This window comes from Pseudomonas sp. Irchel 3A7, assembly GCF_900187565.1.
Classification (GTDB): Bacteria; Pseudomonadota; Gammaproteobacteria; order Pseudomonadales; family Pseudomonadaceae; genus Aquipseudomonas.
Genome location: NZ_FYED01000022.1, coordinates 1 through 13,602, shown reverse-complemented (window position 1 = coordinate 13,602; position 13,602 = coordinate 1). Strand labels below are relative to the sequence as shown.

Here is a 13,602-nt window from a genome sequence, read left to right as displayed (position 1 = left end):
TTCCAATGCGCTCTCTTACCCTTCATCTGAAAATGCTGATCGCCATCCTGGTGGTGCTGGGCATTTCAGTCACGGCCTATCAGATCTTCGTGCTGGGCATTCCCGTGACCGAAGACGCCACCGACGACTTGTGGAACATCGACGCCAAGGTCGAGTTCGTCGCCAGTGCCAAGGACCCGGTCAAGATCCAGATGTTCGTGCCGCCGTTGAGCCGCGACTACGTCAGCCTCAACGAAAGCTTCATCTCCAATAACTATGGGGTGGCGGTCAACCGCGTCGACGGCAACCGCAAGGTCACCTGGTCGGCACGTCGTGCCAAAGGCAACCAGACCCTGTATTACCGCCTGGTGCTGACCAAGCGCTACAGCGCCGAAAAAACCAAGATCAAAGGGCCGACTTTCCGCGACAGCATCGCCATCGAGGGCCCGGAAAAAATCGCCGCCGAAGCCCTGCTCGCGCCGATCCGCCAACACTCGGCCGACGTCGAAACCTTCGTCGGCGAAGCGATCAAGCGTGTCAACAATGTCAACGACGACAACGTGAAGCTGCTGCTGGCAGGCGATCCGTCCACCGCGCAAAAGGCCAGGATCGTTGAACTGGTGCTGTCCATCGCCCATGTGCCGGTGGAAAAGGTCCACACCATTCGCCTGGTGGCCGATCAACCGCAAACCCCGGAACTCTGGCTGCGCAGCTTCAACGGCACCGACTGGCTGTACTTCAACCCGGAAACCGGCGAACAGGGCCTGCCGACTGACCGCCTGCTGTGGTGGACCGGCGATGAAAACCTGATCACCGTCGATGGCGGCAAGAAAGCCACCGTCACCTTCAGCATGAACAACAGCGAAATGAACGCCATTCGCCTGGCCAAGCTGACCGACGAAAACACCGACGCCAACTTCCTCGAATACTCGCTGTACGGCTTGCCGCTGCAAACCCAGCAAACGTTCATGATCATGGTGATGATCCCGATCGGCGTGCTCGTGATCCTGATCCTGCGCAACCTGATCGGCCTGCAGACCCTCGGCACCTTCACCCCGGTACTGATCGCCCTGGCCTTTCGCGAAACCCAGCTCGGCTTCGGCATCGTGCTGTTCACGATCATCACGGCCCTGGGACTGTCGCTGCGCTCCTACCTGGAACACCTGAAACTGCAAATGCTGCCGAGGCTGTCGGTGGTGCTGACCTTCGTGGTGGTGTTGATCGCGGCCATCAGCCTTTTCAGCCACAAACTCGGCCTGGAGCGCGGGCTGTCGGTGGCGCTGTTCCCGATGGTGATTCTGACCATGACCATCGAACGCTTGTCGATCACCTGGGAAGAACGTGGCGCCAGCCATGCCATGAAAGTGGCGATCGGCACCCTGTTCGCCGCCACCCTGTCACACCTGATCATGAGCGTGCCGGAACTGGTGTATTTCGTGTTCACCTTCCCGGCGATCCTGCTGATCCTGGTGGCCTTCATGCTGGCGATGGGTCGCTATCGCGGCTACCGCCTGACCGAACTGGTGCGTTTCAAGGCCTTCCTGAAAAAGGCTGATGCCTGATGTTCGGTTTCTGGAAGACCTGGAAGGCCCTGGAAGCGCGGGGCATCATGGGGATCAATCGGCGCAACGCAGACTATGTGCTCAAGTACAACAAGCGCAGCCTGTACCCGATTGTCGATGACAAGATCATCACCAAGGAACGCGCCATCGCCGCCGGCATCCATGTGCCGGAACTCTACGGGGTGATCTCCACCGAGAAGGAAATCGACAAGCTCGACGAGATCATCGGCGAGCGCAGCGACTTCGTGATCAAACCGGCCCAGGGCGCGGGCGGCGACGGTATCCTGGTGATCGCCGACCGCTTCGAGGGGCGCTATCGCACGGTGTCCGGCAAGATCATCAGTCACGAGGAAATCGAACATCAGATTTCCAGCATCCTCACCGGACTGTATTCCCTCGGCGGGCACCGCGACCGGGCGCTGATCGAGTACCGGGTGATTCCAGACCAGATCTTCAAAAGCATCAGCTACGAAGGCGTGCCCGATATCCGCATCATCGTGCTGATGGGCTACCCGGTCATGGCCATGCTGCGCCTGCCGACCCGCCAGTCCGGCGGCAAGGCCAACCTGCACCAGGGCGCCATCGGCGTCGGTGTCGACCTTGCCACCGGCCTGACCCTGCGCGGCACCTGGCTGAACAACATCATCACCAAACACCCGGACACCACCAACGCGGTGGACGGCGTGCAACTGCCCTACTGGGACGGTTTCATGAAACTCGCCGCCGGTTGCTATGAGTTGTGCGGCCTGGGCTACATCGGTGTCGACATGGTGCTCGACCAGGAAAAAGGCCCGCTGATCCTCGAGCTCAACGCCCGACCGGGCTTGAACATCCAGATTGCCAATGATTGCGGCCTGACCTTGCGCACCCATGCGGTCGAGGCGCGGCTGGAAGAGCTGAAAGCTCGCGGCGTGACCGAAACCGTCGAAGAGCGTATGGCGTTTGTGCAGGAGATGTTCGGGCATATTCCGCCGGTTGAGGGTTGACTTCTGCTTTTTGAGGGGTGCCACTGCTTTTTGTGGCGAGGGAGCTTGCTCCCGCTCGGCTGCGAAGCAGTCGCAAACCCAGACTACTCGGCGGGACTGAAGAACCCTGGGGGCTGCTGCGCAGCCCAACGGGAGCAAGCTCCCTCGCCAGAGGTTTCACGCAGAATCGCAAAATGCCAATCCCCGACATCCCCTCTAGGAGCAATTCCCCGAGGGGACTACAATCGCCACCCCGCCTCGATGGCCGATCCAACCCGCCCATGCTGACCTGTTCCGTACACCCCCTGCCCTATCGCGCCAACCCCGCCGACTACTTCGCGGCCATCCGTCATGCCCCCGGTGCCGTACTGCTCGACAGTGGCCGCCCCAGCGCCGAGCGTGGCCGGTTTGACCTGCTCAGCGCCTGGCCGCTGGAACAACTGACGGTAGCGCCTGACGAACGTGGCGGCAGTTTTCTGCAACGCCTGCGCGATAACCTGACGCGATTGGGTGAAGCATCGTTGCCGGCACCCTATGAGTTGCCGTTCGCGGGCGGCTTGATCGGCTACCTGAGCTACGACTTCGGCCGCCACCTGGAAAATCTGCCACACCAGGCGCAGGACGACCTGCAATTGCCGGACGCGCGTTTCGGTCTGTACGACTGGGCGCTGATCAGCGATCACCACCAGGCCACCAGTCAACTGGTGTTTCACCCGACGCTGGCCGACAGCGAGCGTCAACGCCTGATCCAGCTGTTCAGCCAGCCCGCCGCTGAAGCGGTCGAGTCGTTCACACTGCAAGCGCCCATGAAGCCCGACCTGAGCGTTGATCAGTATCGGCAAGCCATCGAGCGCATTCAGCAATATATCCAGGCCGGTGACTGCTATCAGGTCAACTTCGCCCAGCGTTTCCGCGCGCCCTGCCAGGGTGACCCATGGGCGGCGTATTGCGCGCTGCGGCTGGCGTGCCCGACGCCGTTTTCCGGCTTCCAGCGCTTGCCCGACGGTGGCGCGGTGCTGAGCCTGTCACCTGAGCGATTTGTCAAAGTCAGCGAACGTCATGTGGAAACCCGGCCGATCAAAGGCACGCGCCCTCGCGGCCTGACTCCGGCCGAAGATGCGGCCAATGCCGCCGAACTGCTGGCCAGCCCCAAGGATCGCGCGGAAAACCTGATGATCGTCGACCTGCTGCGCAACGACCTCGGTCGCACCTGCCGCACCGGTTCGGTCCGGGTGCCGGAACTGTTCAGCCTGGAAAGCTACCCCAATGTGCATCACCTGGTGAGCAGCGTGACCGGCGAACTGGCAGATGGCCGGGATGCGCTGGACCTGATCGCCGGAAGCTTCCCCGGTGGCTCGATTACCGGTGCACCGAAGATTCGCGCGATGCAGATCATCGACGAACTGGAGCCGACCCGCCGCGGGTTGTATTGCGGCTCACTGCTGTACCTGGACGTACGCGGCGAGATGGACAGTTCCATCGCCATACGCAGCTTGCTGGTCAAGGATGGGCAGGTGTGTTGCTGGGGCGGCGGCGGGATCGTCGCCGATTCCGAGTGGCAGGCGGAGTATCAGGAGTCGATTACCAAGGTGAAGGTACTGCTCGATACCCTGCAAAACCTTTGATTTTTGTGGCGAGGGAGCTTGCTCCCGCTGGGGTGCGAAGCGCCCCCAAACCGATTGCGACTGCTGCGCAGCCGAGCGGGAGCAAGCTCCCTCGCCACAGGGGTGTGTTTACAGGCTAAGGGTACGGTTCGACGCCTGGATGAACGCCTGCTTCAGCTCTTCAAACGTATGCACCGCCGGGAACTGCGGGAACTCGCGAATCACGTTGTCCGGCGCGTGAAACAGAATCCCCGCATCCGCCTCACCCAGCATCGTGGTGTCGTTATAGGAATCCCCCGCCGCAATCACTCGGTAGTACAGGCTCTTGAATGCCAATACCGACTGCCGCTTGGGATCTTTCTGACGCAATTGATAGCCAGTGACTCGCCCGGTATCGTCGGTAATCAGACGATGGCAGAGCAAGGTCGGGAAGCCCAGTTGACGCATCAGCGGCTGGGAAAACTCGTAGAAGGTGTCCGACAGAATCACCACCTGGAACCGCTCGCGCAGCCAATCGACGAACTCGATGGCGCCGTCCAGCGGTTTGAGCGTGGCGATCACTTCCTGGATATCGGCGAGTTTCAGCCCGTGTTCGTCGAGTATCCGCAGGCGCTGTTTCATCAACACGTCGTAGTCGGGAATGTCCCGGGTAGTGGCCCTGAGGGATTCGATCCCGGTTTTTTCGGCAAACGCGATCCAGATTTCCGGGACCAGCACACCTTCAAGATCCAGACAGGCAATTTCCACAAGACACTCCCATTGGTATTGTTTATTGAGTCGAGCGAGCCCGAACTCTAGCGGCTCCACCCCCACCGCGCAACGCAGAGGACACCCCGGCCGGCGCTGCTTTTTGTTACCATCGGCCCCATATAGAGCGCCCAGCGCCACCGACCTGTAGGAAGCCGCCCTGATGAGCCCAACGTTCGACGTCGTGGAACTCGCCACGACCTATGCCAACAAATCCGCCCAGGACATCCTTAAACTCGCGTTCGCCGAGTTCGGCGATGACCTGTGGATATCTTTCAGCGGCGCCGAAGACGTGGTGCTGGTGGACATGGCCTGGAAGCTGAACAAGAACGTCAAAGTGTTCAGCCTCGACACCGGTCGCCTGCACCCTGAGACCTACCGCTTCATCGATCAGGTGCGCGAGCACTACAAGATCGACATCGAACTGGTATCGCCGGACTACACCAAGCTCGAACCGTTCGTGAAGGAAAAGGGCCTGTTCAGTTTCTATAAGGACGGCCATGGCGAATGCTGCGGCATCCGCAAGATCGAGCCGCTGCGCCGCAAGCTGTCCGGCGTGAAAGCCTGGGCCACCGGCCAACGCCGTGACCAGAGCCCCGGCACCCGCAGCGCTGTCGCGGTGATGGAAATCGACACCGCGTTCTCCACCCCGGAGCGCACCCTGTACAAATTCAACCCCCTGGCGCAAATGACCAGCGAAGAGATCTGGGGTTACATCCGCATGCTGGAGCTGCCGTACAACAGCCTGCATGAGCGCGGTTTCATCAGTATCGGTTGCGAACCCTGCACCCGCCCGGTATTGCCGAACCAGCACGAGCGTGAAGGGCGTTGGTGGTGGGAAGAAGCGACGCAGAAAGAATGCGGACTGCATGCAGGGAATATCATCAGCAAGTCCAAGGACTGATCCGGAACCTAGTGATATCCAATGTGGGAGCGAGCCTGCTCGCGAAGGGGGCGGTACATCCAACATTGGTGTCGCCTGACATAACGCCTTCGCGAGCAGGCTCGCTCCCACCGTTTGATTTTTCTGCCCAATAAATGTGTACACATGAATGTCACCATCAGTGCCATTTATGTGTGCACTTTTTGTTTCTGCGCACCCAAAAGTTACATTTCCTCGCCTGACTTGCGTTGCTTCGCGCGCCTGAAAATCCACCCGCAAAAATAAATACCTGCGCAATCGGTCAGCTTATATCGCCCGTTTTTCAGCGCTTTAGCGCCCGTTGATAACAAAACGAAATGAGCAACGACATTCATAGATTCAGGACTGGCACAGATCTGGCTTAAGTGCATACATGTTTTGTATACAATCACCTCAAAACATAAAAACACTTTAGATCCGCAAGCCTGAAGCGCCCTATCCCGTACAGGCTGCAGATGCCCCGTAACCAATGATATTCGCCACCCGCGACGAAGATTTGTCGAGCCAACGCTCATGCACAGTCATCGCGGGTCGAGCATCAGGAGCCTGCCGGAATGCGTACAAGCCTCTCCAACAACAATATTGCGCTGGATCTGCCCTCCTCCCCTTCCACTCAAACCACCGGTGATCACACCCTGCAATGCCCCGTGGCACTCAGCCCCCGTCTGCATAACAACGACCTGGCACCGACCAAGGCTGAAGGTCGACGCTGGGGCAAATACAGCATCTTCGCCCTGTGGACCAACGACGTTCACAACATTGCCAATTACTCGTTCGCCATCGGCCTGTATGCCCTGGGCCTGGGCGGCTGGCAGATTCTGCTGTCGCTGGGGATCGGCGCGGCGCTGGTGTATTGCTTCATGAATCTGTCCGGGTACATGGGACAAAAGACCGGTGTGCCGTTTCCGGTCATCAGCCGGATCAGTTTCGGCATCCACGGTGCACAAATTCCTGCATTGATCCGCGCCGTTATCGCCATCGCCTGGTTCGGCATTCAGACGTACCTGGCCTCGGTGGTGTTTCGTGTCTTGCTGACCGCCATTCATCCCGGATTCGCCGACTATGACCATGACTCGATCCTCGGTTTGTCGACCCTGGGCTGGGTGTGTTTCGTCGCGATCTGGTTCGTGCAACTGGCGATCCTCGCCTATGGCATGGAAATGGTGCGGCGTTACGAGGCGTTTGCCGGACCGGTGATTCTGCTGACCGTCGCCGCCCTCGCCGGGTGGATGTACTTCCAGGCCAACGCGACCATCGCCTGGTCGATCCGCGAACCGCTGACCGGCGCTGAGATGTGGCGCAATATCTTTGCCGGCGGCGCACTGTGGCTGGCGATCTACGGCACCCTGATCCTCAATTTCTGCGACTTCGCCCGCTCTTCGCCGTGCCGCAAGACCATCAAGATCGGAAATTTCTGGGGCCTGCCGGTGAACATTCTGGTGTTTGCAGCCATTACCGTCCTGCTCTGCGGTGCGCAATTTCAGATCAATGGCCACATTATTGAAAGTCCTACCGAAATCATCGCCTCGATCCCCAACACCTTCTTCCTGGTCCTCGGTTGCCTGGCATTCCTGATCGTCACCGTGGCGGTCAACATCATGGCCAACTTCGTCGCCCCGGCCTTCGTGCTGAGCAACCTGGCGCCCAAGTACCTGACGTTCCGCCGCGCCGGCCTGATCAGCGCAGCCATTGCCGTACTGATCCTGCCGTGGAACCTCTACAACAGCCCGCTGGTGATCGTGTACTTCCTCTCCGGTCTCGGCGCCCTGCTCGGCCCGTTGTATGGCGTGATCATGGTCGACTACTGGCTTGTAAGAAAAGGTCGGATCAACGTGCCGCAGTTGTACAGCGAAGACCCGAACGGGGCTTATTACTACAGCCGCGGCGTCAATTTGCGCGCCGTGGCGGCGTTCATTCCCGCCGCCTTGATCGCCATCATCCTGGCGCTGGTACCTGGTTTCCACAGCGTGTCGCCGTTTTCCTGGCTGATCGGTGCCGGGATTGCCGGAATGCTCTATCTGATCATCGCCAAACGCCAACCTGACTACGCCGACGTCAGTGGTGAATCCATCGCCGTCGACAACGTCAGCCACTAATCCCGACGCGGCCCGGCAGCGTCGGGCCGCAGAACCACCCCGCTATAAGGACTTCCCATGCGAATTCTCGTGGTTAACGTCAACACCACCGAATCCATCACCCAGGCCATCGCCCGCTCGGCGCAGGCCGTTGCTTCCCCCGGCACGGAAATCGTCGGCCTGACGCCGCACTTCGGTGCCGACTCCGTCGAAGGCAACTTCGAAAGCTACCTGGCCGCCATTGCCGTCATGGACCGAGTGATGTCCTACGACCAGCCCTTCGATGCGGTGATCCAGGCCGGTTACGGCGAACACGGCCGCGAAGGTCTGCAGGAACTGCTCAACGTGCCGGTGGTGGACATCACCGACGCGGCGGCGAGTACCGCGATGTTTCTCGGCCACGCCTATTCGGTGGTCACCACCCTGGATCGCACCGTGCCGCTGATCGAAGATCGCCTGAAACTCTCCGGGCTTTGGGATCGTTGCGCGTCAGTGCGGGCCAGCGGGTTGGCAGTACTGGAACTGGAGCACGAACCGCAACGCGCGCTGGAGGCCATCGTGCATCAGGCCGAACTGGCGGTGACCCAGGACAAGGCCGAAGTGATTTGCCTGGGTTGCGGCGGCATGGCCGGGCTGGATGAGCAGATCCGCCGGCGCACCGGCGTGCCGGTGGTGGATGGCGTGACGGCGGCGGTGACCATTGCCGAATCGCTGGTGCGGTTGGGGTTATCCACTTCCAAGGTGCGGACGTATGCGACGCCGCGGCCGAAGAACATCATTGGCTGGCCGGGGCGGTTTGCCCGATAAACCGAGTCGTCCCCTTCGCGAGCAGGCTCGCTCCCACAGGATTTGCGTCGTACCACGATGCGGTGAACGACGCTGACCCTGTGGGAGCGTGGCTTGCCCGCGATGGGAGCACCTCGATTCAAAGACGTGTTCAGATGGCACTAAACCTCTGAGCCAACCCCTGCTCTGCAAACTGCTCAATAATGAAGTCGACAAACGCCCGGGTCTTGCCCGGCAGCAGTTTGTGCTCGGCGTAATAGATCGAGATATTGCCGTCATCGACATACCAGTCCGGCAGCACCCGCTGCAATGTCCCCGCCTGCAGATAACCCACGGCGAACGGCATGCTGACCAGCGCAATGCCCAGGCCCTGGGTCGCCGTGGCGCAGGCTGCTTCCGAATCGCTCATGGTCATCCGCGCTTTCAGGATCAAGGGGCTGTGCTGCTGACTGCGGCTGGTCAACTGCCAGGAACGCACGCGGCCCGTCTGCGGTGAGCGAATCAGGATGCCTTCGTGCTGCTTGAGATCGTCCGGTTCATTGATCGCCTCACGCGCCGCAAGATAGTCGGCCGAAGCCACCAACACACGATGGGCCGGCGTCAGTTTGCGCGCTACCACGCCTTGGGGCAGTTCGAACCCGCCACCAATGGCGGCGTCGAAGCCCTGGCCGATCAGGTCAACCTGGCGATTATCGAAATGCCAGTCCGGGTTGATTGCCGGAAAGCGCTGCAAAAACTCCCCGAGCAGCGGCACGATGTACAAGCGACCGAACACCGTGCCCATGCTGACTTTCAACGTCCCCGCCGGACGCCCCTCGGCGCTGGCAAGGTTGGCCACGGCATTCTGGATCGTGTGCAAACTGGCACTGACTTCGCCGAGAAACACCTGGCCGGCCTCCGTCAACGTCAGGCTGCGGGTGCTGCGCTGGAATAGCCGCACCCCCAGTCGCGCCTCAAGCTTGGCTACGCTTTTGCCCACCGCCGCCGGGGTCAGGCTCAAGCGCCGGGCGGCTTCGGCGAAGCTGCCGACCTCGGCGCTGCGAACAAAGCATTCGATACTGCTGAAGGTTTCCATAGGCGCCACTATAAACTTCTGGTTTACACAGACTATCGCAATTACCGTCTACACAGCGTGCAATCGGATATCGATACTAGGCTCCATCAACCGGGACATCCTGCCTCGGGACTTTGGAGATCGATATGACTACTCAGAACCTCAGCGGCAAAGTGGCATTGATTCAAGGCGGCTCCCGCGGCATCGGTGCTGCCATCGTCAAACGTCTGGCCGCTGAAGGCGCGACTGTTGCCTTTACCTACGTCAGCTCCACGGCCAAGGCCGAAGCACTGCAGAACAGCATCATCGCCGACGGCGGCAAAGCCTTGGCCATCAAGGCGGACAGCGCCGACGCCGAAGCCATCCGCAACGCCGTGAACGCGACGGTGGAAACCTTCGGTCGACTGGACATCCTGGTCAACAACGCCGGCGTGCTGGCCGTCGCCCCACTGGAAGATTTCAAACTCGAAGATTTCGACCAGACCCTGGCCATCAACGTCCGCAGCGTATTCATCGCCACCCAGGCCGCCGCCCGCCATATGACCGAGGGTGGTCGAATCATCAACATCGGCAGCACCAACGCCGACCGCATGCCCTTCGCCGGTGGCGGCCCCTACGCCATGAGCAAGTCGGCGCTGGTCGGCCTGACCAAGGGCCTGGCCCGCGACCTCGGCCCGAAAGGCATCACCATCAACAACGTGCAACCCGGTCCGGTCGATACCGACATGAACCCGGCCGAAGGTGATTTCGCTGACAGTCTGATCCCCCTGATGGCCGTCGGGCGTTACGGCAAAGTTGAAGAAATCGCCAGTTTCGTTGCCTACCTCGTCAGTCCCGAGGCTGGTTACATCACCGGTGCGAGCCTGACTATCGATGGTGGTTTTGGCGCCTGATAAAGGTCAGCCAACCACACCCCCTGTGGGAGCGAGCCTGCTCGCGAAAGCGGTGTGTCAGCCAACATCAATGTCGACTGATACTCCCTATTCGCGAGCAGGCTCGCTCCCACAATTGGATTTGCGTCAGGTCCAATCGAGCGCCGGAAGACCACAGGCACTCGGCCTGAACGCCTTGAGCGTACGAAGAATCCCATCGGCGTGCGCGTACTTTTCATCAGCCATTGCTGCATCCGGAATGGCAATCGCCGTCATCCCCGCCGCCTTCGCCGCCGTGACACCAAACGGCGAATCTTCGAACACCAGGCAATCCTGTGGCGCGACACCCAGGCGTCGCGCCGCCGTCAGGAAGATATCCGGTGCCGGTTTGGCCGCGCCGACTTCCGGGTCATCCGCGGTGACGATGGTGTCGAACAGCGCGAACCAGTCCCGATGCAAGGTGGTTTTCTGACCAAACGACTGGCTCGAAGAACTGGTACCCACCGCGATGGGAATGTTGTTGGCCTTCAGATGCCGCACCAGCTCCTGTGCGCCAGGCATCGCCTGTGCGGTAGCAAAACGCTCGCGCATCAACGGTTCGCGGATCACCAGAAACTCTTCGGCGCTGATCGGCAGATCAAGCGCCTCGACCACGTAACGCGCCAGGTCCCCGGCGCCACGACCGATGATGTTCTGCTTGATGCTCCAGTCGAATGTCCGCCCGTAACGACCCGCAATGATGGACGTGACCTCGGTGTAAATGCCCTCGGTGTCCAGCAGCAAGCCGTCCATATCGAAAATCACGGCCTTAATCGGGCCAAACTCATTGAGCGCTGCATTCATCGCATCTGATCCGTTTTCAATGACATCCCAGGCGGCTCGGGTGCGGCCGGCTCAGTGACTGATTAAAGGGTTCAGCAGCATAGCGAGCGCGGTTGGCATAGAGCAACGGGCAAAATCCGAGCGCTCTCGATGCGGTACCGATGATTTAACGAATCGCCCTACACGAAACACCTCCTTTCCCGACTTCTTTCCTGATTGATCCGCCGCAGAGTTTCGCGCTCCTTCATTCGAGCGAAACACTGCGCATGTTCGATCCTGACAAGCTGCTGGCCCTGAACAACACCATCGGCTTGCTGGTGGTCGCCGCGATGAACCCGGAGCAGCCGGACGTCGAAGCGCTGCTCGGTGATTTTCGCCTCTGTCTCAACAACTACGAAGCCTGGGCGGAGAGCTTCTGGACCGGCGGCGCACTGGATGTCGAGCAGGTGTTCAAGGTCGGCAACGACGTTCGCCTCAGCGCACCAAAGCATTCCAGCGCGCCCGTCAGTTCCACCGTCGCCCAGTGCCCCGCCAGTGGACCGCTGACCCTGGTGCATCTGTTTGAAGCCGCACGCTTCATACCCATCGGCAATACACCCGTCGTGCTCGAACCGCTGATTTCCGAAGGGCCGGACGGGCCAGTGTTTGGCGCACCGATACACGAAACCATCGGCCCCAGCGGCATCCTCGAAATCTCCGATTGCTGGCGTGGCAATCGTTATCGCATCACCTTTTTTCCCAACGTCACCACCGATCACGTCAAGGCCCTGTATGCCTCTTACGCAGGCGTCGTCAGTGAGCTGGAAGGCTGGCTGCGCGAGGAGTGGGCGAGCGAGTTTCAACCGCTGTGGGACGGGTTTTCCGAGGCTGACTTCATTGAACGCTACGGCCTGCTGCGACACGCCGATTGGCGGGGTGTCGAGCACGCGTTGCACGGTTTGTGGGACGACGTGAAGCAGCTTTACGCCCTGATCGCCGACCTGCAGGCAAACAGCGCAAAACTCCTTGAATACCTGACCGAGGCGGAACTTGAGGCGCTGCTGGCGGCTTCGTCCGAGTCCATCGCCAATCTGTTGCTGGTGCTGAGCGACGAGCCCTTGATGTTCATCCATCTGGCCGCCTTCACCAGTTGGTTGAAGATGTTGCCGCCGCAGTACATCGCCGAAGTCGTGGCGGAAGTTCGTACGGAGTTGCTGATCAGTTTCCTGCTGGTGTGCTTGACCGGTCCAGCCGGCTTGAAGCTCGGCATCAGCGCCAAAGTACTCAGCAAAATGAAGTCCGAGCGCGCCCGACGCTGGCTGGCCGCGGCGGGTTTGCGGCTGGCGGAGCTGACGAGTCGCTCCGATCTGAGCGCTCACGCGGGCGTGCTCAAGCCATTGTCGGTGAATGCCCGGAAGGCACCGTTAAAGCCTGCACCCGCCATTCCATTGCAGATCAGCACGGCGGGATCGACCGATCTTTTGATCAATAATCCAGTCGCCATTGCCCGTAACAAGTCTGCTGCCACGACTCGTTTGAGCCGGCAGGAACCTCACGACGACGCGCCGATTCAGGCGAAAAACCCAAACGGCGACAGCGCCGATACCGCCGCCCACACCGCCACCCACGGTTGCCCGCTGTCGCTGGTCAGCGGCGAGGAACTGCTGACCCTCAGCGACGGCACCCTCGACGGTATCTTGCCCTTTGAGTTCACCCGCCTCTATCGCACCAGCGCCGTGGAGCTCGACAGCGGCCTCGGTTTCGGCTGGAGCCATTCGCTGAGCCAGCGCCTGGAGATCGACGGCGACACGGTGCTGTGGATCGACGCGGAAAACCGCCGCACGCCGTTCCCGCTGCCGAGCCTGGCGCGCCCGGCGATCCACAACAGCCTGTCGCGGGCGGCGATCTACCGGGGGGACGATCCTGAAGAGCTGATCCTGGCGCTGGCCGGCGAGTCGCCGCGTTTTTATCACTTTCACGACGGCCGCTTGAGCGCCATCAGCGACGCCTACGGCAACCGCTTGAGCGTGCAGCGCGATCTGGCCGAGCGCATCCAGCGCCTGGACAACGGCGCCGGGCGCTGCTTGCTGTTGCGCTACGACCGCCGCCATTTGATCGCCATCGACTACCAGCGCTTTGACCTCGGCGACGACCAGCCAGCGGCCTGGGTGACGCAACAGACGCTGGTCAGCTACCGCTACGACGCCCGTGGCCGGCTGATCGAAGCGACCAATG

11 protein-coding genes are annotated in these 13,602 nt (G+C 60.8%); 8 read left to right on the top strand and 3 right to left on the bottom strand.

What is annotated here, in order from left to right; translation table 11 throughout:
* The first annotated feature begins 5 nt into the window (after positions 1-5).
* From CKW21_RS29195 to pabB, 3 genes are all read left to right on the top strand, one after another.
* Positions 6-1,541 (top strand): inactive transglutaminase family protein, encoded by a 1,536-nt coding sequence (locus CKW21_RS29195; protein ID WP_095197276.1) that lies wholly within the window; start codon positions 6-8, stop codon positions 1,539-1,541.
* Positions 1,541-2,527: an alpha-L-glutamate ligase-like protein gene (locus CKW21_RS29190; protein ID WP_095197275.1), complete on the top strand. Its 987-nt coding sequence runs from the start codon at positions 1,541-1,543 to the stop codon at positions 2,525-2,527. The genes CKW21_RS29195 and CKW21_RS29190 overlap by 1 nt, the downstream gene beginning before the upstream one ends.
* 260 nt (positions 2,528-2,787) lie before the next feature.
* Positions 2,788-4,131, top strand: coding sequence for an aminodeoxychorismate synthase component I (gene pabB, locus CKW21_RS29185; protein ID WP_095197274.1), 1,344 nt, complete (start codon positions 2,788-2,790; stop codon positions 4,129-4,131).
* A 108-nt stretch (positions 4,132-4,239) separates the two neighbouring features.
* On the opposite strand, the gene thrH is transcribed toward pabB, so the two are convergent.
* Positions 4,240-4,857 (bottom strand): bifunctional phosphoserine phosphatase/homoserine phosphotransferase ThrH, encoded by a 618-nt coding sequence (gene thrH / locus CKW21_RS29180; RefSeq protein WP_095197273.1) that lies wholly within the window; start codon positions 4,855-4,857, stop codon positions 4,240-4,242.
* A gap of 163 nt (positions 4,858-5,020) precedes the next feature.
* Here thrH and CKW21_RS29175 point away from each other — a divergent pair, with 163 nt between their 5' ends.
* From CKW21_RS29175 to CKW21_RS29165, 3 genes are all read left to right on the top strand, one after another.
* On the top strand, positions 5,021-5,761 hold the full coding sequence (locus CKW21_RS29175) for a phosphoadenylyl-sulfate reductase (RefSeq protein ID WP_095197272.1): 741 nt from the start codon (positions 5,021-5,023) through the stop codon (positions 5,759-5,761).
* A 572-nt stretch (positions 5,762-6,333) separates the two neighbouring features.
* On the top strand, positions 6,334-7,875 hold the full coding sequence (locus CKW21_RS29170; protein ID WP_095197271.1) for an NCS1 family nucleobase:cation symporter-1: 1,542 nt from the start codon (positions 6,334-6,336) through the stop codon (positions 7,873-7,875).
* A gap of 57 nt (positions 7,876-7,932) precedes the next feature.
* Positions 7,933-8,661, top strand: a complete 729-nt coding sequence (locus CKW21_RS29165) for an aspartate/glutamate racemase family protein (RefSeq protein WP_095197270.1) — start codon at positions 7,933-7,935, stop codon at positions 8,659-8,661.
* A gap of 130 nt (positions 8,662-8,791) precedes the next feature.
* On the opposite strand, the gene CKW21_RS29160 is transcribed toward CKW21_RS29165, so the two are convergent.
* The gene (locus CKW21_RS29160; protein ID WP_095197269.1) at positions 8,792-9,715 is read right to left on the bottom strand and encodes a LysR family transcriptional regulator; all 924 of its coding nucleotides are present in this window, start codon (positions 9,713-9,715) and stop codon (positions 8,792-8,794) included.
* Positions 9,716-9,840: 125 nt separating this feature from the next.
* On the opposite strand from CKW21_RS29160, the gene CKW21_RS29155 reads away from it, so the two are divergent.
* Positions 9,841-10,587 (top strand): 3-oxoacyl-ACP reductase family protein, encoded by a 747-nt coding sequence (locus CKW21_RS29155; protein WP_095197268.1) that lies wholly within the window; start codon positions 9,841-9,843, stop codon positions 10,585-10,587.
* A 126-nt stretch (positions 10,588-10,713) separates the two neighbouring features.
* On the opposite strand, the gene CKW21_RS29150 is transcribed toward CKW21_RS29155, so the two are convergent.
* Positions 10,714-11,409, bottom strand: a complete 696-nt coding sequence (locus CKW21_RS29150; protein ID WP_095197267.1) for an HAD-IA family hydrolase — start codon at positions 11,407-11,409, stop codon at positions 10,714-10,716.
* 245 nt (positions 11,410-11,654) lie between these two features.
* Here CKW21_RS29150 and CKW21_RS29145 point away from each other — a divergent pair.
* The coding region (locus CKW21_RS29145) for a DUF6531 domain-containing protein (protein WP_256590341.1) at positions 11,655-13,602 on the top strand (1,948 nt) is incomplete at its 3' end.

Bases quoted from the DNA above. Each gene is read 5' to 3' on its own strand.
- CKW21_RS29195 (WP_095197276.1), top strand. From the start codon at position 6: ATGCGCTCTCTTACCCTTCATCTGAAAATGCTGATCGCCATCCTGGTG.
- CKW21_RS29190 (WP_095197275.1), top strand. From the start codon at position 1,541: ATGTTCGGTTTCTGGAAGACCTGGAAGGCCCTGGAAGCGCGGGGCATC.
- pabB (WP_095197274.1), top strand. From the start codon at position 2,788: ATGCTGACCTGTTCCGTACACCCCCTGCCCTATCGCGCCAACCCCGCC.
- CKW21_RS29175 (WP_095197272.1), top strand. From the start codon at position 5,021: ATGAGCCCAACGTTCGACGTCGTGGAACTCGCCACGACCTATGCCAAC.
- CKW21_RS29170 (WP_095197271.1), top strand. From the start codon at position 6,334: ATGCGTACAAGCCTCTCCAACAACAATATTGCGCTGGATCTGCCCTCC.
- CKW21_RS29165 (WP_095197270.1), top strand. From the start codon at position 7,933: ATGCGAATTCTCGTGGTTAACGTCAACACCACCGAATCCATCACCCAG.
- CKW21_RS29160 (WP_095197269.1), bottom strand. From the start codon at position 9,715: ATGGAAACCTTCAGCAGTATCGAATGCTTTGTTCGCAGCGCCGAGGTC.
- CKW21_RS29155 (WP_095197268.1), top strand. From the start codon at position 9,841: ATGACTACTCAGAACCTCAGCGGCAAAGTGGCATTGATTCAAGGCGGC.
- CKW21_RS29150 (WP_095197267.1), bottom strand. From the start codon at position 11,409: ATGAATGCAGCGCTCAATGAGTTTGGCCCGATTAAGGCCGTGATTTTC.